Origin of the sequence: Pedobacter segetis (assembly GCF_016623585.1) — a bacterium.
GTDB classification, from domain to species: domain Bacteria; phylum Bacteroidota; class Bacteroidia; order Sphingobacteriales; family Sphingobacteriaceae; genus Pseudopedobacter; species Pseudopedobacter segetis.
Map to the genome: position 1 here is coordinate 228,301 of NZ_JAEHFY010000001.1, position 19,187 is coordinate 247,487.

At 36.6% G+C, this 19,187-nt stretch carries 18 protein-coding genes; 5 read left to right on the top strand and 13 right to left on the bottom strand.

Features of this window, described 5'->3' with window-relative positions; genetic code table 11:
- Positions 1-465: a ribosome assembly cofactor RimP gene (rimP, locus tag I5M32_RS00985; protein WP_200584046.1), complete on the bottom strand. Its 465-nt coding sequence runs from the start codon at positions 463-465 to the stop codon at positions 1-3.
- A 185-nt stretch (positions 466-650) separates the two neighbouring features.
- Positions 651-1,577, bottom strand: a complete 927-nt coding sequence (locus I5M32_RS00990; RefSeq protein WP_200584049.1) for a cobalamin-binding protein — start codon at positions 1,575-1,577, stop codon at positions 651-653.
- Between the two features lie 38 nt (positions 1,578-1,615).
- Between I5M32_RS00990 and I5M32_RS00995 the strand changes: the two genes are divergently transcribed.
- Positions 1,616-3,259, top strand: a complete 1,644-nt coding sequence (locus I5M32_RS00995) for an ABC transporter substrate-binding protein (protein ID WP_317193081.1) — start codon at positions 1,616-1,618, stop codon at positions 3,257-3,259.
- A gap of 164 nt (positions 3,260-3,423) precedes the next feature.
- Here I5M32_RS00995 and cysS read toward each other — a convergent pair whose 3' ends face one another.
- From cysS to mutL, 5 genes are all read right to left on the bottom strand, one after another.
- Positions 3,424-4,884, bottom strand: a complete 1,461-nt coding sequence (gene cysS, locus I5M32_RS01000) for a cysteine--tRNA ligase (RefSeq protein WP_200584052.1) — start codon at positions 4,882-4,884, stop codon at positions 3,424-3,426.
- 38 nt (positions 4,885-4,922) lie between these two features.
- On the bottom strand, positions 4,923-6,038 hold the full coding sequence (locus tag I5M32_RS01005; protein WP_200584055.1) for an endonuclease/exonuclease/phosphatase family protein: 1,116 nt from the start codon (positions 6,036-6,038) through the stop codon (positions 4,923-4,925).
- A complete protein-coding gene (locus I5M32_RS01010; protein WP_234461822.1) occupies positions 6,019-6,876 on the bottom strand; it encodes a rhomboid family intramembrane serine protease in 858 nt (285 codons plus the stop codon). The genes I5M32_RS01005 and I5M32_RS01010 overlap by 20 nt, the downstream gene beginning before the upstream one ends.
- A 116-nt stretch (positions 6,877-6,992) precedes the next feature.
- Positions 6,993-7,814 carry a rhomboid family intramembrane serine protease gene (locus I5M32_RS01015; protein WP_200584061.1) on the bottom strand — a complete coding sequence of 274 codons (822 nt, stop codon included), beginning with the start codon at positions 7,812-7,814 and terminating at the stop codon, positions 6,993-6,995.
- Positions 7,815-7,820: 6 nt separating this feature from the next.
- On the bottom strand, positions 7,821-9,695 hold the full coding sequence (gene mutL / locus I5M32_RS01020) for a DNA mismatch repair endonuclease MutL (protein ID WP_200584064.1): 1,875 nt from the start codon (positions 9,693-9,695) through the stop codon (positions 7,821-7,823).
- 476 nt (positions 9,696-10,171) lie between these two features.
- On the opposite strand from mutL, the gene I5M32_RS01025 reads away from it, so the two are divergent.
- Positions 10,172-11,350, top strand: coding sequence for an ATP-binding protein (locus I5M32_RS01025; RefSeq protein WP_200584067.1), 1,179 nt, complete (start codon positions 10,172-10,174; stop codon positions 11,348-11,350).
- Positions 11,351-11,370: 20 nt separating this feature from the next.
- Here I5M32_RS01025 and I5M32_RS01030 read toward each other — a convergent pair whose 3' ends face one another.
- From I5M32_RS01030 to I5M32_RS01040, 3 genes are all read right to left on the bottom strand, one after another.
- Complete coding sequence (locus tag I5M32_RS01030; protein ID WP_200584070.1) at positions 11,371-12,114, bottom strand: lysophospholipid acyltransferase family protein; 744 nt, start codon at positions 12,112-12,114, stop codon at positions 11,371-11,373.
- Between the two features lie 14 nt (positions 12,115-12,128).
- The gene (locus I5M32_RS01035) at positions 12,129-12,677 is read right to left on the bottom strand and encodes an NUDIX domain-containing protein (protein WP_200584072.1); all 549 of its coding nucleotides are present in this window, start codon (positions 12,675-12,677) and stop codon (positions 12,129-12,131) included.
- Between the two features lie 266 nt (positions 12,678-12,943).
- A complete protein-coding gene (locus I5M32_RS01040) occupies positions 12,944-13,432 on the bottom strand; it encodes a hypothetical protein (RefSeq protein WP_200584075.1) in 489 nt (162 codons plus the stop codon).
- A 381-nt stretch (positions 13,433-13,813) separates the two neighbouring features.
- Between I5M32_RS01040 and I5M32_RS01045 the strand changes: the two genes are divergently transcribed.
- The 3 genes from I5M32_RS01045 (at position 13,814) to I5M32_RS01055 (ending at position 16,066) form a co-directional block, all read left to right on the top strand.
- Positions 13,814-15,109, top strand: coding sequence for a DEAD/DEAH box helicase (locus I5M32_RS01045; RefSeq protein WP_200584078.1), 1,296 nt, complete (start codon positions 13,814-13,816; stop codon positions 15,107-15,109).
- Positions 15,110-15,172: 63 nt separating this feature from the next.
- Positions 15,173-15,610 carry a low molecular weight protein-tyrosine-phosphatase gene (locus tag I5M32_RS01050; protein ID WP_200584082.1) on the top strand — a complete coding sequence of 146 codons (438 nt, stop codon included), beginning with the start codon at positions 15,173-15,175 and terminating at the stop codon, positions 15,608-15,610.
- A 33-nt stretch (positions 15,611-15,643) separates the two neighbouring features.
- Positions 15,644-16,066: a hypothetical protein gene (locus I5M32_RS01055; protein ID WP_200584085.1), complete on the top strand. Its 423-nt coding sequence runs from the start codon at positions 15,644-15,646 to the stop codon at positions 16,064-16,066.
- Between the two features lie 4 nt (positions 16,067-16,070).
- Here the strand turns inward: I5M32_RS01055 and I5M32_RS01060 are convergent, their stop codons facing one another.
- The 3 genes from I5M32_RS01060 to I5M32_RS01070 all read right to left on the bottom strand — a co-directional run bounded on the left by I5M32_RS01060 (position 16,071) and on the right by I5M32_RS01070 (position 19,187).
- Positions 16,071-17,204 (bottom strand): Fic family protein, encoded by a 1,134-nt coding sequence (locus I5M32_RS01060; protein WP_200584088.1) that lies wholly within the window; start codon positions 17,202-17,204, stop codon positions 16,071-16,073.
- A gap of 247 nt (positions 17,205-17,451) precedes the next feature.
- Complete coding sequence (locus I5M32_RS01065) at positions 17,452-18,261, bottom strand: hypothetical protein (protein WP_200584091.1); 810 nt, start codon at positions 18,259-18,261, stop codon at positions 17,452-17,454.
- A gap of 101 nt (positions 18,262-18,362) precedes the next feature.
- Complete coding sequence (locus I5M32_RS01070; protein ID WP_200584094.1) at positions 18,363-19,187, bottom strand: menaquinone biosynthesis family protein; 825 nt, start codon at positions 19,185-19,187, stop codon at positions 18,363-18,365.

The following is a 19,187-nucleotide window of genomic DNA, read 5'->3' on the forward strand; positions in this document are numbered from 1 at the left end:
TTATTTAAAAGAGACCCCAACTTTCACTTCGGCAATCTCATTTTTATTGATGTTTTTTTCTTCTTCTTTGTTTTTTTTGCCTTTTTGTTTGATGGTTTCCATGATGGTAATACCATTATCATCTGCGGAAAGCAGTTTCCCCTCGGTTTGCTTGCCTTCTTTAAGTTTTATCTCTAAAAGCCTTCCCACGTTTTTTTTAAATTGCCTATCCATGGTTAACGGGGTATCTAGACCCGGCGAACCAACTTCTAATGTATAAGCATTATCAATCAAATTTTCTTCTTCTAAATGAAACCCTACATAACGGCTTACCAAAGCGCAATCATGTATGCCTATACCTTCATCTCCGTCTAATAAAATAGTTACGTTTTTATTGTTAACTATCTTAACCTCTACCACAAAAAGATCAGGACGATCGGCCAATTTTTCGGCTATCAACTCCCTAATTCTTTCTTCTAAGTTCATTTATTGCTTTTTTGTTAAATAAAAAGAGGGGACAATGTGCCCCCTCTTTCGAATCAATGCAAATGTAATAAAATTTTTTTGAGATGCAAATTGAGATGTTTTATTGATTGGCAGAAAACTTAAAGAGGAACACTAAAAGTGGAAAGCCAGAATAAAACTTGCCAAGCAAACTTTTAACCTTTTACTTAAGAAATAAACTTGATCCAGCCTTCGCCTTCATAACCGAAAGCAAAATATTTTGGGGTAATCATTTCTGCCAGCATTTCTATGGTATCTACAATCCTTGGGCCGCTACGGTTAAAATAGGCATTCCCATCGGCAATATAAACGCGGTTGTTTTTTATTGCGGCTAAATCTCGCCAACCGGGCAAATTGATCAATAAATCTATTTCTTGCAACGTTCTGTTGATAGAAAAACCACAAGGCGCAACAATGATCACTTCTGGGTTTTCATCATATAGTTGTTGCCATTCTATATAAGGCGAATGTTTTCCGTTTTCTGCCAAAACAGATTTTCCACCAGCAATATTTACTAATTCTGGGATCCAATTTCCTGCTACCATTATCGGTGAAAGCCATTCTATTATGGCCACTTTTGGCTTTTCTGGGAAATATTTAAGTTTATGCTTTACAATATCGATACGTTCTTCTAAATCTTCGATCAATTGATTGCCTTCCTTTTCTACACCTAATTTTACGGCGGTTTCTTTTATTTCCCTTAAAATATCTGATAAGGTATTGGGTTCTAAAGAAATCAAATCTACATTAGCATCGGTTAATTCGCTCAAAGCATCCTGAACATCTTTTTCTGAAACGGCACATACCTCACATTGGTTTTGGGTTATGATAACGTTAGGGTTTAAAGATTTTATCAGCTCTTTATCAATTTTATAAATGGAAAGCGCATCGGTCAAAACCTCTTTTACTTGGGCATCTATTTTTGCACTATCATTGCCCGATAAAAATTTAGCATCAGAACAAATTGGCAGGTTGGCGATTTCTATAGGGTAATCACATTCATGCGACCTGCCCACCAAACTTTCTTGCAAACCTAAGGCACAAACAATTTCTGTTGCAGCAGGTAATAAGGAAATGATTCTTTTGTTTTGCATTTTTGGGTATTTTGCCAAATATAAAAATTTTGAGTTTCGTGAAGCGTTTTAATCCTGTACATCCATCTCTTCTTTTGCTTATTGGCTTTCTTTTTTTATCGGGATGTAAACCTGATGGCCAAAAGAATAGAAAAACGGTTTTCAATATCAATTTAGACCAAGGTTTAACTTCTTTAGACCCTGCCTTTGCCCGTAATCAAAATGTATTATGGATGTGCAACCAAATTTTTAGTTGTTTGGTACAAATTGATGACAGCTTAAATATTATACCCAGTGTTGCCAAAAAGTGGGAAATTTCTGAAGATGGTAAAACCTATACTTTCCATTTGAGGGATGATGTTTTTTTTACTGATGATGCGCGTTTCAAAAACGGCAAAGGAAGAAAGGCCGTGGCACCAGATTTTAAATATTCGTTTTCACGGATAATAGACCCAAAAATGGCATCATCAGGGGCTTGGATTTTTAACGATAAGGTAAATGGCAAACAAGATTTTATTGCCCCAAACGATTCTACCTTCATCATCAAACTAAATAAACCTTTCCCTCCATTTTTAGCCATGCTCTCTGCCCAATATTGCTCTGTTGTACCGCATGAAGTTGCAGATAAATACGGGAAAGAGTTTAGGGCCCACCCCATTGGCACTGGCCCTTTTAAGCTTAAGTATTGGAAAGAGGGCGAGGTTTTGGTTTTGCTGAAAAACGAAAATTATTTTGAAAAAGATAGTACAGGAGAAAGGTTGCCATATTTAGATGCTTTAAAGGCAACTTTTATCCCAGATAAGCAAACTGCTTTTATGGAGTTTTTGAAAAAAGACTTAGATTATTTTAATAGTATAGACGGCAGCTACCGAGATGATATATTGACCAAAAGCGGCAACATGACCTCTAAATACAAAGGTAAATTTAAGTTGGTAAAGGGCCCTTATTTGAATACCGAATATTTAGGGATGTTGGTAGATAGCAATTTAGCGATTGTAAAAGACTCGCCCTTAAAATACAAAAAAGTAAGGCAAGCAATTAATTACGCTATCAATAGAGAAAAATTGGTAAAATATTTACGAAACGGGATAGGTATCCCCGGAACAGCTGGTTTTATACCTGCCGGGATGCCCGGTTTTGATGCCAAGACGGTAAAAGGGTACGATTATAACCCTGAGAAGGCCAAAGAACTATTAAAAGAAGCGGGTTTCCCGAACGGAAACGGTATGAAAGAATTGACGTTAAGCACCACTACTACTTATAAAGATTTGATCGAATTTATACAGGGCGAATTGAATAACGTTGGCATTAAATCTAAGATTGAGGTAAACCAAAGCGCCTCTTTAAGGGAAACGATCGCAAAACGCCAAACCAATTTTTTTAGGGGAAATTGGATCGCCGATTACGCAGATGGCGAAATTTATCTTTCTATGTTCTATTCTAAAAATTATGTGCCGATAGGGCCAAATTATACCAATTTTAACAAGCCAGAATTCGATAAAATGTTTGAGCAGCTCAACTATGTTAAAGATGATAAAGAACGTTATAGGCTTTATCAGAAAATGGATCAATTAGTGATGGCCGAAGCGCCGGTTGTTGTTTTGTTTTACGATCAATCGGTTAATCTTATCCAAAATAATATTAGCGGTTTGGGGCACAATGCCCAAAATTTATTGGTGTTAAAGTACGTAAGGAAGAAGTAAGTTTTTTTTTGGCACAAACACACTAGATATATACTTTAGCTAACGCACATCCATCTTCTGTTTCAATTATCTTTAACATAGTTGGTTTCTTTAATGTTAAAGTTTTCATTTTCAGGATGAGTAACGCCCAAAATATAAAATTGATTTAAGATAGCGATTAGATCCTACTCTTTCGCCCAGCTGCTTCCTTCTTTTCCGTCTTTAACTTGAAACCCTATTTCGTTTAAACCAATCCTAATTTTATCTGAGGTAACATAATCCTTGTTCGCTTTGGCTTCGGTCCTTATTTTAAGTATAAAATCCATCACGGGTGCCAAATCATCGGTGGCCTGTAAATCATTTTTTAGGCCTAAAACATTTAGTATAAAAGCGTTCATCACATCTTTTAAAGAATCTAAAGATGATTGATCTATTTTTGTTTTGCCATCATAGATAGAATTGATGATTTTTGAGGCTTCAAAAAGCTCTGCAATTAAAACGGAGGTGTTAAAATCATCATCCATGGCGGCCCTAAACCTAGCTTCTAATTCTGCAACATCAACCTCAGAAGTATCGCTCGTTTTTAATTTCTCTAAAAGCTCAAAGGCGTTCATTAACCTTTTAAAACCTTTTTCACTTGCCTCTAAGGCATCATTAGAAAAATCTAGGGTGCTTCTGTAATGTGCTTGTAACATAAAAAAACGGATCACCATTGGGCTATGGCCCTTATTTAACAAAGGATGCTCGCCAGAAAAAAGCTCATGGGGTAAAAAGCTGTTCCCTAAAGATTTAGACATTTTTTGCCCGTTAACCGTTAGCATGTTGGTATGTATCCAAAAGGTTGCGGGTTGTTTTCCGCAGCAAGCTATATTTTGGGCAATTTCATTGGTGTGGTGTGTTGGCACTAGATCTATCCCACCCCCGTGGATATCAAATTGTTCGCCCAGGTATTTATTGCTCATGGCAGAACATTCTAAATGCCAGCCCGGAAATCCTTTTCCCCATGGCGAGGGCCATTGCATCAAATGTTCTGGATTGGCTTTTATCCAAAGCGCAAAGTCTAACTTGCCTTTTTTCTGTTGCTGCCCGCCAAGATCACGGGTGTTATTGATCAAATCTTCTAGTTTCCTGCCGTTTAAAACGCCGTAGTTCTGTGTTTCGTTATATTTCTCTACGTCAAAATAAATACTACCATCTACTTCATAGGCATAACCGCTTTTTAAAATGACTTTTATCATCTCTATCTGTTCTATGATGTGACCAGTTGCGGTTGGTTCTATACTTGGTGGCAATGCGTTAAAAGCTTGCATCATCTGATGAAAATCTACACTATATTTTTGTACGATTTCCATTGGCTCTAAAGCCGCAAGTTTTGCTTTTTTAGAGATTTTGTCCTCGCCTTGATCACCGTCATCCTCTAAATGCCCGGCATCTGTAATGTTTCTAACATATCTTACTTTATAGCCCAAATAAGTTAGGTACCTAAAAACCACATCAAAAGAAACAAAAGTGCGGGCATTGCCTAAATGCGCATTGCTATACACCGTTGGGCCGCAAACATACATCCCTACGTAGGGTGGGTTTAAGGCTTTAAAAACTTCTTTTTTTTTACTTAATGTGTTATATATGGATAGCGAATGTTGCATGGCGCAAATTACAAATTTTGATGATCGTTTTTAATGGGCTAGTTAACCAAGCATACGTTTGATCTTATTGGATAATGATCAGACAAAGACTTTTTGATGATTTGGTAACTATTGATATTGAATTGGGGGCTTGCTAATATGTAATCTATCTGAAAATTTGGGAAATCTCCGTTGTATGTAATTGCCAATCCCCTACCTTTTTCTTGAAAGGCGTTTTTTAGGCCTTTATTCATCTGGGTTAAGGCAAATGAAGCCGGGGTATCATTAAAATCGCCCATAACTATGTAAGGGGTTTTACAATTATTCATGTGCTGCTTAATTATTTTTACCTGATTACTTCTTTTGATAAATGCGGTTTTTAATTTTTTCACGATCCTTTTAGACGATATTACATCCTTACTTGATTTTATATCAGACTTAACCTCATTCAAGAAATTATAATCTTCTGGCTGGAAAGAAATGGAGGCTAAATGGACGGCATAAACCCTAAAAACTTTCTCGCCTTTCTTAACATCGGCAAAAACACCTTGATTTCCGGTATCCAAGCTATCCAAAACAATATCGCCTGTTTTTATTATCGGGTATTTGCTAAATATGGCAACCCCGGTAGATTCATAATCGTTATCAACCGCTGTGCTATAATAAAATTCTTTGGTGTTTAAAATCTTTAAAAGAGAATCCTTAAGGTCGTACTTTCCTTTCTTTCTGGTAAAAAACTCTTCAAAACCGATTATATCTGGCTGTTGTTCTTTTATTAACCTAAGTACTTTAGAACGGGTTGTGGTATCTAGATCATAACCGAACTTTTTAAAGTAATGCACATTATAAGACATCAATTTAATGGTATTGGTATCCATATCAAAGGTTTCAGATTTGCTTAACCTAAAACCAAAAGTGCGGGTAAGTGGTTGGTAACCAATTAAAATAAAGATTAAAGAATACATAAAATACCATCTTTTTAAAAGTAGCCAGATTAAAAAGAACAATAAATTGCTAAGTAAGATAAAAGGGTAGGCAAGGCCAAAAAGCGTAAAATACCAAAGTTTCTCTGGATCCACAATGGTTGCTAAATAGCTTAAGACGAGGCAGAATATAGCTAGAAAATTAAAAAAAAGAATTGCTTTTTGCAGCAAGCTATTTCCCTTTTTCTTCATTGCTTTTACTGGCGTTAAATAAAATGTTTTTCTCTTTGGCAGTAAGATTGTTGTAGCCAGATTGTGAAATCTTATCTAAAATTTGATCAATTACTTCTTGGTTTGGCACTTCATTCCTTTGGCGAATATTAACGTTTTGGTTTTTAGAAACCACTTTTAATTTCGGTTTTGGTTTAAAAATGTTTTCAAAAGGCTTGCACCAATCATTACCGCTTTGTAAGGCTTTAACAAAGAAGAAGCCAAATATACCGCCGCCCAAATGCGATAGATAGCCACCAGAATTTGGGCCGGCCACGTTAATCAAATCTAGTATAATGAAGGCCAATACCAGCCATTTTAGTTTTACCGGGCCTATAAACAATAGCCCCATTGTATAATTTGGTAAAAGTGTTGCCGTTGCAACCATTATTGCGGTAACAGATGCGGATGCGCCAACGGCCACAGAGGCTAGTTTTGCCTCTTCAAAAGCCGGGAAAATATTATAACAAAAAATATAAAATGCAGCTCCGGCTAAACCGCCAGCTAAATAGACAAAGGTAAATTTTTTAGCGTTTAAATATTCCTCAAAAATTTGCCCCATCCAGTATAGCCATAACATGTTAAATAAGATATGGAAAAAGCCCGCATGAAGAAACATATAAGTAAAGGGTGTCCAGAAGCGATAAAGCAGTTGGGGCAGATAAGTTGGCACCGCAAAATAATTGGTTACAAGGGCATCAATATCAAAGGGTAACCTAAACAAGAATACGAACAGGCTTAGTAAGCCCGTTAGCACAAAAATAAATACGTTGATGCCTATAAATAGCATTACCCTACTTCCAGAGCTGAACATTTTCATTTTTATCTCGTCAAAAAACCCCATTCTACCTTTAATGTATCGTTAGAAAAAAATGTAAATCAATTACAAATATCAATTTTGCTTTAGTTTTTAATTTTTTGCTCTCGGCCTAAAAGCTAACCAAACTGATTTGGTCTTTTAATATCCCAAATCTTCAATAAGATAAATCCTATCAACATCCCCCCCAAATGTGCAAAATGCGCTACATTATCTCCGGGGTTGTTTGCCACACCATTGTATAACTCAAATGCCCCATACAATATTACCAAGTATTTGGCTTTCATTGGGAAAAAGAAATAAATATAGATCAACGCGTTTGGGAAAAGCATCCCAAAGGCCAGTAAAATCCCAAAAACAGCACCAGAAGCACCCAACGTTGCAGAATCTACTTTGCTATCGGCATAAAAGTTAACCGCTTTTATACTTGCAGATTTAGCCTCAGGGTCATCAGGATGGTTTTTATAGTAGCTCAGCATATCGTTGTACTGCGGCTGGTTATTCTCATCAACGTCTTTACTCACAAAATTATCGAAAGCTTGGTATCTTGGGTTTGCCTCATATAATTCGGCATGTTGTTGTACGGGGTTTATCTGCAAATATTGTACGCCCATAAACAAAACGGAAGCAAAAATACCGGTTAATAAATAATACTGCAAAAACCGCTTTGATCCCATGTAATTTTCTATGATTGCCCCAAACATCCACAAAGCAAACATATTAGAAAATATGTGCATAATGTTGGCATGCATAAATAAATGGGTAACCAATTGCCAGATCCTAAACTTTGGCGAACCAAAATAATACAAGTCTAAATATTGGTTTAGGTCAATCCTGCTTTGAAATACATAAGTGGCAAAAAACATGATCCCGTTAATGATCAAAAGGTTTTTTACAACCGGGGGGAAAAGGGTGTTGCCTAAAGGTCTAAATTCTTTCATTCGTTTTTAAAAAGTTCCGTTTTTATTAAACCTATCGGCCAATTCTAACAGGGTTATTTTAGTGATAATTTGTTTGCCATTAATTGCCGCATTTGGCATTTCGCAGGCAAAAAGTTGATCGATCAAATTGTTCATTTCATCAATCTCTAATGTTGTGCCAGCTTTAATCGCGGCGTTTTTGGCTAAAGTTTTAGCTAAATTATCCCGTTTATCAAGCTTTAAAATGGTATGGTTGTTCTTAAAACCCTCTATCAATTCTTCTAGCATGGTGGCTAAATCGTTGTTTTCTGGGATGTCTGCCGGTACGCCTTCAATCACAAGGGTGTTTTTCCCAAAATCCCTTATCTGAAAACCCAAGGCATGAAAATATGGCAGCAACTCGTTAGCCAAGGCAAAATCGGTAGTGTTAAGCGTAACCGTTTGTGGAAACAAACTTTGCTGGCTGGCACCTTTATTTTGATCCAGCTGTTTTAAGAATCTTTCGTACAAAATACGCTCATGGGCCGCTTGCTGATCTACCAGCATTAAGCCTTGTTTTATTTGTGTGATGATATATTTTTGGTGCAACTGAAAAACCTGCCTACCTCCCAGGTTCTCTAGTTTATCATCATCAATAGAAACACTGCTTGCCTTATTTAGTTCAAAAGTGCTTTGTTCATTTTCTCTCTTGTGCGCAATTTGATAAAGCGTATCCCAATTCTGTGGAATTCCTTGTTGCTTTTCACCAACGTTACGTAAATAGGGGATTTCCTTGGTTGCTGCCCTCCCTTCAAAAAACGGGTTAAAACTTGGGTTAAAATTAATAGAAGGCGGCGTAATCTCATCCAAGGGTTTTTGGCTTAACATCGCTTCAAAAGCAGTTTCTTGATCAAAATCTAAAGTAGGGGTAATGTTGTACTTGCCCAAAGACCTTTTTACAGCCGATCTAATAATGGCATAAATGGCTTTTTCATCCTGATATTTAATCTCCGTTTTAGTTGGGTGAACGTTGATATCAATTTTTGCGGGATCAATCTCGATAAACAAAACATAAAGCGGGAAACAATCTTCGGGCAATAATTGCTCATAAGCGATCATCACGGCATGGTTCAAATAACCATCTTTTATAAAACGATTGTTCACAAAAAAGAACTGATCGCCACGTGTTTTTTTGGCAAAGGCGGGCTTGCCAATAAATCCTTTTACCTGTATAATACTAGTTTCTTCATCTAAGGGCACCAATCTTTCGTTATAATTATTGCCCAATAAATGGATGATCCTTTGCTTTAATTGCGCCGGTGGTAAATGATAAACCTCTTGCCCATCGTGGTGCAGGGTAAAATGAATCTCTGGATGCGCCAACGCCACACGCTGAAATTCATCAATGATATGCCTGGTTTCTACGGGGTTGCTTTTTAAGAAATTACGCCGGGCCGGGATATTGTAAAAAAGATTCTTTACGCTAATAGAGCTGCCAGAAGCGGTAGAGCAAGGCTCCTGGCCTATCACCTCTGAAGCCTCGATCTCTAATCTTGTACCAAGCTCGTCCTCATGCCTTTTGGTTTTCAGTTCTACCTGCGCAATAGCGGCGATAGAAGCCATCGCTTCGCCCCTAAAACCCATTGTTCTAATGGCAAAAAGATCCTCTGCTTTATTTATTTTAGAGGTTGCATGGCGTTCAAAGCACATCCTTGCATCTGTTGCGCTCATCCCACAACCATTATCTATAACTTGGATAAGGGCTTTTCCCGCATCTTTTATGATCAACTGAATTTTATCGGCACCAGCATCTATGGCATTCTCTAACAGTTCTTTAACGGCAGAAGCAGGCCTTTGCACTACCTCGCCGGCCGCAATTTGGTTGGCAACAGAATCTGGCAAAAGTTTAATTATATCTGGCATCAGCTACAAAAGTAGCAAAATTTCAAGGGCAAAACAGACGCGGTTTACAATTTAACCTTGTTGTGATTTTTAATTTATAGGCAGTTAAGGGATATAGGTTTTATGGCAACCTTAATGGCTCTTTTCTTTAAGCTTTTTGCATTTGGTTTCTTACAACAACAACAATGATGGCGCTCCTTTTCCCAAAGCACAAATCCAACACACAGGTCAGGCTGCTTCGGGGTGCCGTAATTTTGGTTAGTGAAAAAAAGCACTAACCAAAATGTACCAAGCCCTGCGCATCCTTAGCGCAAAACCTGTGCTATTTATATGGTTTTCTGCAAAAGCCCATTTAACTAACCAAGCATAAAAGCATAAACCAAAATTATGCAAATTGGTAATAGAACTTATGTATATTGTAAATATAATCTATGTAAATTGGCAATGAAAATTATGTAAATTGTAAATAGAAATAATTATTTTATTACATTTGTAGCATGAGTAGTTTAATAAAACGGCGCATTACCAGTTTGGTAGCCTCTCAAAAGACTAAATTCCCGATATTGGCCTTAACCGGCCCAAGGCAATCTGGTAAAACAACTTTATTGAAAGAAATTTTTGAAAATTACCAATACGTAAGTTTAGAAAACCCCAACAACAGGCTATTTGCTAAAGAAGACCCGCTCGGTTTTTTAAACCAATATCATGAAAAAGTGATACTAGATGAAGTGCAAAGAGTCCCTGAGCTTTTTTCTTATTTGCAAGAAAGGGTGGATAACTCAAAAATAATGGGACAATATATTTTATCGGGCTCTCAAAACTTTCATCTTTTAAACAGCATTACGCAAAGTTTAGCAGGCAGGGTTGCGCTATTTAAACTTTTACCTTTAGATTTTTCAGAGCTAAAAGAAGCTAACCTACTTCCAGAAACCTATATCGCAGCCGCAAAAAAAGGCTTTTATCCTGCAATTTATGATAGGGATATAGAACCTAACATATTCTATAAAAACTACATCCAAACCTATATAGAGAAAGATGTTACCGAACTCTTGAACATCAAAGATCTAAAGCTTTTTCGTACATTTTTAAGTTTGTGCGCAGGCAGGGCAGGGCAACTGTTAAATTTTAGCGCATTGGCAAACGAATGTGATATTTCCCGCAATACCGCAAAAGCTTGGTTATCTATTTTAGAAAGCAGTTATATTGTTTTTCTTTTACAACCTTATCACAATAACTTTAACAAAAGAGTGGTTAAGAGCCCTAAGGTATATTTTTATGATACGGGTTTGTTAAACTATTTATTGGGGATCAAAACCGAAGAAGCATTAATTGAGAATAGGTTAAAAGGAAATATTTTTGAGAATATGATCATTGCCGAATACCAAAAGATGAACCATCATTTATATTTAGATCAAGAATATTATTTTTGGCAAGATAGCAATAGAAACGAGGTGGATATGCTAATGAAAAACGACAGTGGTTTTTCTATATTTGAAGTAAAGGCTACACAAACCGTAACCAGCAAATTATTTGAGAAGATGGATTTGTTTGAGAAAGTTGCTGCCCCTGCAAAAATTGGGAAAACATTAATTTATGGTGGTAAGAAAGACGAAAATAGAACTAAATATAATGTAACAAGCTGGAAAAATATTTTTGAGGATGAGGAGAACAAATAAATCTTTAAATGGCTATATTTTTAATCTAAATCTTTCTCAACTACATTCTTAACCGCTATTTCTAATTCTTTTACCAGCTCAACTATATCTTTGCCAGCAGGTTCTATTGGTGTTAGAACCGTAAATTTTAATGGTATAAAGGCATTGAGCCAAAACAATCCGTAGCGCACCATTTTCCAAGAGTTTTCAATCGCTATTGGGACAATTAAAGCATTAGGAGCTTTTTTTAAGATAGTAGCTATGCCCCCAATCTGAAATTCTTTCATCTTACCCGTTTTAGATCGGGTACCTTCTGGGAAAATAACGGTACTCCAATTGTTGTCCCTCATCCTTTGGCCAAGCTTCATGATCTCTCCCAAAGATTGCTTTTTATCGCTTCTGTCAATATTTGCACCTCCGCCATATTTCAAGTTAAAAGAAATAGAAGGGATGTTTTTTGTCAGTTCTATTTTAGAGATAAATTTAGCATGGTATTTTCTCAAAAAATAGATCAACGGCGGGATATCGTACATACTCTGATGGTTAGCAACAAAAATAATTGGTCTATCGATTGGTAAATTTTGTTCATTTTTAAAACTGATAAAATCAAACACAAAATAATAAGGGATCAAGAGAAAAAAATTCATGATATCTACGGATGATTTGTGCGCTTTGTACCCTCCAAGCTTATAGCAAAGCCACTGTATGGGCTGAAAGATGATCAAAACCAAAAAAAAACCAAGGTGGTGCAAGGGGCTAAAAATATGTCCGATGATTCTTTTCATTGCGCAAATATAAATCAAAAACCTTCTCTCATCAATTTAACCCTCATAAGCCCTGCAACGGTTAAAGAATCGGTAATTTTACCATTTATAACCATTTGGTAGGCATCTTCAAAAGGCATTTTTTTCACTTCCAGTTGTTCCGTTTCTTCTGGCTGGGCTTCAAACTGTTCAAAATCTTTTGCTAAATACAAAATCCCCAATTCATCGCTAACAGAATTAGAAAGGTGCATGCGCAAAACCTCTTTCCATTCTTTGGCAACCAAACCGGTTTCTTCCAACAATTCTCTCTTCGCAGAACCTAATGGTTCTCCATCCAAAGGGCCGCCACCTTCGGGCAATTCCCAAGTATATTGTTTAAGCGGAAAGCGGTATTGGCCTACCAGAAAAATCATATCGTCCTCATCAATAGCGATAATCCCTATGGCATAATTCTTAAAATGGATCTCTCCATAGATCCCTTTTCCGCCAGATGGATTGATCACCTGGTGCTCTGTTAAACCGATCCATGGGTTATCGTATATTTTTTTACTGCTAAGGGTTTTCCAAGGGTTTTCTTGATCCATTATTATAAAGAATAAAGCCTGTTAAAGGCTGATACTAATTTTTTTGCTTCACTTGGTTTTACTTTCTCCATAGCGTTAATTTGTTCTTTGTAACCCGGGCCCATGGCAGCAAAATATTGGCTTTAGAGATTTCTTGCATACTTGTTTTATTTCGTTTATAGGGATAAAATTGATAGTAAGGGCTTCTTGAAGTATATCTAAACATCTCGAGGATTGTTTTTTTTGAGGAAATAGTTTAAAAAATTGATAAGTATTATTGTAAAGCTTCAAAACGTGATTTTTAAGACTAACCCGTTATCAGATATGTTAAAATTATAGATTGGTTTATTTATGCTTGTTTGCATTAAGCCCTCATTATAAATTAAAACGGCTTTTTTAACGTGTTTGGCTCTTCCAATCTCAAATGGGATAGATAATCCGGCTAGAGCAGTTGCAGCACTAAGCGCTACCCAATCTGGGGATGACCTACTATACCTAGTTGCAATTTGATTCCCGAAAATATATCCTGATGCGCCACCAAATATTGCGGCGAAAACCCAATTGGTTCTTATAATTGTTATTTCTGGGTAGTTTTTTGGGTTTGAGCTTAATAGGCGATGTAATTTTCTTCCGTTGTTAATGCTTTTTCCATCTTTTAAATAGATAGTACCAAATGTGCTTTTTTTTATTTTAATGGTATCTATGGCTGTTTGCGCATAAGCTATCCTTATGGCAACAATTAAAAAAAACAATAATATTGGTAAAACTTTTTTCACGGCGTAAATTTGATCGGAGCGTAAATATATCCAAAATTTTTTATGGATAAATTATTTTCGATTTGTAGTGTTTGCGCTAGGGATGCGGAGGGCTTGGTACATTTATTAAGCCTGTAAAACGGCTTAATAAATTACGGAACCCCAAAGCAGCCCGCAGCCAATTGCGTCGGGGTTTGTGTTTTGGGAAATTGGCAGAGCGCCCATGTTATTGATGGAATATAATCTTAAAAGGCTTAAGGGCAAGGTTTTAAAATGTAAAATAAGTAGGGTGCCATATTAAAAAAATCCCCAAAATAAATAAACGTACCTTTGCACAAATTTACAGAGGTTTGCTTTGCTTTCTAGTTGAAATGATATATGCTTTCCTCAAAAAAAACATATATGACATTTTCTGAATTAGAATTAATTGAGCCCATACAAAAGGCTCTAAAACTGCAAGGTTACGTAAAACCCACCCCTATACAGGCGCAAGCCATTCCGTTATTGTTGCAAGAAAAAGATTTACTGGGCTGCGCACAAACCGGTACTGGTAAAACGGCGGCTTTTGCTATCCCAATTTTGCAATTATTGCATTTAAGGGGCGCACAAAGCAAAGGGTCTAGGAAAATAAAGACTTTGATCGTTACGCCCACAAGAGAATTGGCGATACAAATTGGAGAAAGCTTTGCCGATTATGGCAAGTTTTTGCACTTAAACCATACCGTTATATTTGGCGGTGTGGGGCAAAAAGCGCAAACTGATGCTTTGCACAAAGGTGTAGATATTTTGATCGCAACACCGGGAAGGCTTCTGGATCTGATGAACCAGGGCTTCATCAGTTTAAAAGACGTAGAATTTTTTGTTTTAGATGAAGCCGATAGGATGTTGGACATGGGTTTTATCCATGATGTGAAGAAATTGATCGCTGCATTGCCGAAGCAAAGGCAATCTTTGTTTTTCTCTGCCACTATGCCGCCGGCTATTACCCAGTTGGCCAATACCATTTTGAAAAACCCGGTAAGGGTAGAGGTTACGCCGGTTTCTTCTACTGCAGAAACCATCAACCAGTTTTTATACTATGTAGATAGGAATAATAAATACGATTTATTGCTCCATCTGTTAGAGAGCAAAGAAATCAAAACAGCTTTGGTTTTTACAAGGACCAAGCATGGGGCCGATAAAGTGGTTAAAGTTTTGGCAAAAGAAGGGATTAAAGCAGCCGCCATCCACGGGAATAAATCTCAAAACGCCCGTCAGAATGCCTTAGAAAACTTTAAAAACCAAAGTATTAGGGTTTTGGTTGCCACCGATATTGCTGCCAGGGGAATTGATATTGATGAGTTGGCACATGTGATCAACTTTGAAATCCCCAACATTTCTGAAACGTACGTACACCGTATAGGCAGGACGGGTAGGGCCGGCGCAAATGGTACGGCTATTTCTTTTTGCGATGCAGAGGAAAAAGACTTTTTAAAGGATATCCATAAACTGATCAACAAGGATATTCCCGTAATCGAAGATCATCCGTTCCCTTTCCAAGGAACCAGATACGAGAAAAAACCTAACGATCAACGCGGCAGAAGAAACAACCATGGCGGTGGAGATAGAAAACCAAAAAGCGGCAACGCTAAAGGAGATGGCAGGCAAGGCGGAGAAAAGCCCAAGAAGAAATATTTTAAACAAAAGGAGAATCGTTAAGAAGTAATTTTAGCAAAAAGCTGAAGGCGATTTAATTTTGCTAATGATCGATACAAATCTTTTATGAAAATTTTGATGGTTTGTTTGGGTAATATATGCCGTTCGCCTTTGGCGGAAGGCATTTTACAACATTTAGCTAATGAACAAGGTTTAGATTGGCAGGTAGATTCTGCAGGCACAGGGAATTATCATATTGGCGGTAAGCCAGACCCCCGCTCTGTTAAAGTGGCTAAACAACACGGAATTGACATCAGCCGGCAAAGAGCTAGGCAGATTACCAGAGAAGATTTATCTGACTTTGACCATATTTATGTAATGGATAAAAGCAATTATAAAAATGTGGTTGCTTTGGCCAGTTCTGCCGATGAAAAGGAAAAAATAAAACTGCTCATTACTGGCGATGTTGTGCCAGATCCATATTATGACGATGCGTTATTTGAGCCAGTTTTTGATATGATTTATGCAGAATGTGGAAAACTATTAACATTCTTAAAAAAGTAAAAAGATAGCTTTATTCATCAAATCTTAAAACAGATGAAAAAGTTAATTACACTATTATTAGTTTGCTTTGCAGTTAGTGCATTTGCGCAAAAACAAGTTAAAGACCTAAAATATTATTACTACTACGCCAATCAGGATAAAGATTTTAACGCTTATTTGGCTGCTAGAAAAAGCTTCGACAATAAGAAATTCGATTTTAAATTGCCGGCATCTAAAGAAGCCGTTGCAGAATTACAAACAAACGAATCTAAAATTTTTAAGAACGAAAGAACCTATGCCGAGTTTTTGAAGCGCTATGGGATGAAAAACGCTGGGGATTATGCAAAACTTTGGTTTAACCAAATGGAAACATTAAAAGTTTTTATCAAGAAAAACCCAGAGTTTTATAGCCTAAGCCCAAAAGAACGCCAGAACGTGATTGATAAATGGTATTTTTCTGAGATTGCGGCTAATTAGGGGCTTAAGATTGATCTGTTTTAAATAAGGCTAAATAATCTTTAAAAACAAAAAGCCTATTTCTTTGCGCACCAGAGATTTCTGTGAGTATTTCTAATTTTTCTAAATCACTAATTAGCTTGTAAGATGTTACGTTAGATTTTCCTATCAGCACTTCTACCTTAGAAATATCGATAATAGGTTGTGTATAAAGATAATCGATGATGATTTTTGCATCACCACTTCTATTGCGTAATGTTTGCACTTTAGACTCTAGCTGTTTTTGTAGCTGTAAAATTCCATCAAAGGTGGCCACTCCTTTTTTTGCGGTTTCTATAACGCCCGTTAAGAAAAATTTTAGCCATTGATTGATGTTATTATTAGTTCTAGCTTGCATCAGGTTATCATAATATAGTTGTCTGTGGTTTTCAAAAAAATCTGACAAGTATAAGATGGGCTGTTTTAAAAGTCTTTTATTAACCAAATAAAGCGTTATCAATAAACGCCCAACCCTCCCATTACCATCTAAAAAAGGGTGTATGGTTTCAAATTGATAATGTATGATGGCAATCTTGATTAAATCTGGTAAGGGATTAATCTCGTCATTTGCAAACTTTTCTAAATCCGACATTAAATCATTAATGGAAGTATGCACCGGGGGTACAAAAGCCGCATCATTTAACGTTGCCCCACCAATCCAATTTTGACTGCTTCTATATTCTCCAGGCAATTTATTTTTTCCCCTTACACCCTGCAATAATATTTTGTGTGTTTGTTTAATTAAGCGAGAAGAAAAAGGTAAAGAGTGAAGCAATTTTACTGCCTCATTCATGGCGCTGATATAGTTTTGTACCTCTTCCCAATCGTCTCTCTTTTCTATTCCTATTTCTTCTTTCCTCAAAAAAGCTTCCTCCATATTGGTTTGAGTTCCTTCTATTTTTGATGATTGCGTAGCTTCTTTGGCAATATGCATCCTGATATATAAATCGATGTTTACATAATTAGAATACATATCCAACCTACCCAATTGCCTATCCGCTTTGCTCAACATCTGAATAATTTCCATATTATCCAATTGCCAACTCCTATTGATTTCGCTTGGCTGAAAGCTTTTGTAATAACCTTGATTAAGGTACTCGCCTGATTTATAATTGTTCATTTTATTTAGAAAACTTAAATAAAGATAACCTTATTTAAGAAAAACAGCAAAAAACTTAAATAAGGAATTTATTATTTAAGAAAAACAGCAAAAAACTTAAATAAGACAGGAAGTATTATTATAACAATACATCTATAGCATTGCATTAGGGGGGGGAAATAAAGAATTGTGAAAATTTTAATATCCTAACAAAAAAGCCTCACAAAGACCTAGGTCTTTGCGAGGCTTTTTTAGCGAACTCTAACCGTTACTGTTTTAAGGTAACGGTTCTTTCTACCATTGTATTGTCTCCGCTAACATCTTTTCCGTTAGCATCTTGTAATTGAATCTTTAATTTTAACTCGCCCATTGGTGCGTTTTTGATAAAATATGGTTGCCATTTATCAACTGTAAAAGTGGTATCCCCAACATCAACTTTAACTTTATAGCCATCAGAGGCTAAAGTTGCATTTTTAACATAAAAATCTAACAATAAATTTTGGGTGTCTTTACCGGCATATTCTCCTTTAGGTCTGCTGTAAAATAGCATCGGGGCCTTAGATTCTTCTAATTTTACATAATTTCCCTTTTCATCAATTTTAAAATGAACCAGCACAGCGGCGTTGGGAGATTTAACCGATAAATGATAAGATCGGGAAAGGAAACACAATAAATAATGTTCAGAATTTAAAGGTAGGGTAACCGTGTTTTCTGGTTTGTACAGAGCTTGGTAGGGCTTATTGTCCATAATAAAATGGATGTGCTGGCCTTTATCAGAATTAGCGCACTCACCAGAATTCATATCCATGGTCTGTTTAGTAAGTTCGTAATTGGCCACATCAAAATTGATCATCATTTTGGCAGAATCTGTACCCACCATTTCAGTTGATACATCTTTAACCGTTAATTTGGCCGTAGGGAAATCATCGGCTTCGGCCAATGGTGCAATGCTCATTTTTTTGTTAATGGTGCTATCAGCGTTGCTATCGGCGGTTTTGGTATTCTGGTTACAAGCGCCTAGGCTTGCTAAGGCAATTAAGCCAGAAAAAACTAAAGGGTAAGAAAATTTTAATTTCATGATTTTTAATGTTTTGTGTAAAATTTAAAAGCTAATTTATCTATTATCAATAAATAATTTTGATCTCTATTTTTTCCTCACAAATAATGCCATCTAATTATTTAGAGAAACAAATTTTTATTTACTTGGGGGATAATGCTGTTTTCTTGGGCTTGATCAAACAAAGTTTCCACTGCTTTTTTACCATCGGCACCTAAGCCAATGGAATATTTGTTAACATATAGATCTATGTGTTTGTACATTACGCTTTCTTCCATTTCTTGTGCATGGGATTTTATAAATGGCAAGGCCGATTTTGGATTGGCAAAAGCATATTCTACAGATTCCCTGATCAGCTGGTTTACCGTTTTTTTAATGGCTAAAGGTAAGTCCCTTTTAATTACGATACCCCCCAAGGGAATGGCGCAATTATTTTTTTCTTCCCAAAATTGCCCTAGGTCTTTCACTTTTTTTAAGCCTTTATCTTGGTAGGTAAACCTATTTTCATGGATGATCAAACCCAAATCTATTTCCCCATCAATCAGCATTTGTTCAATATCAGAAAAAACCATTTCTACCTTATTTTTTAGATGGGGATAGGCCAAGCCCAACAGAAAATTTGCAGTGGTAAACTTGCCGGGAATCCCAACTTTTAAATTTGGATCGCTTAGGTCTTGGTCTGTTTTACAGATCAGCATTGGGCCAACGCCAAAACCCAAGGCACTACCGGCATCTAAAAGCACATAATTATTAGTGCAATAAGCATAGGCATGGTAGCTTAGTTTTGTAATGTCTAAAACGGCACCAAATGCTTTTTGGTTGAGCGTTTCTACATCATCAAAAACAACTTCAAACGCTAGGCCTTGCGTATCTATTTTATTGTGGATGAGCGCATCGAAAATAAATGTATCGTTTGGGCAAGGAGAAAAACCTAAGGAAAGCTTCAT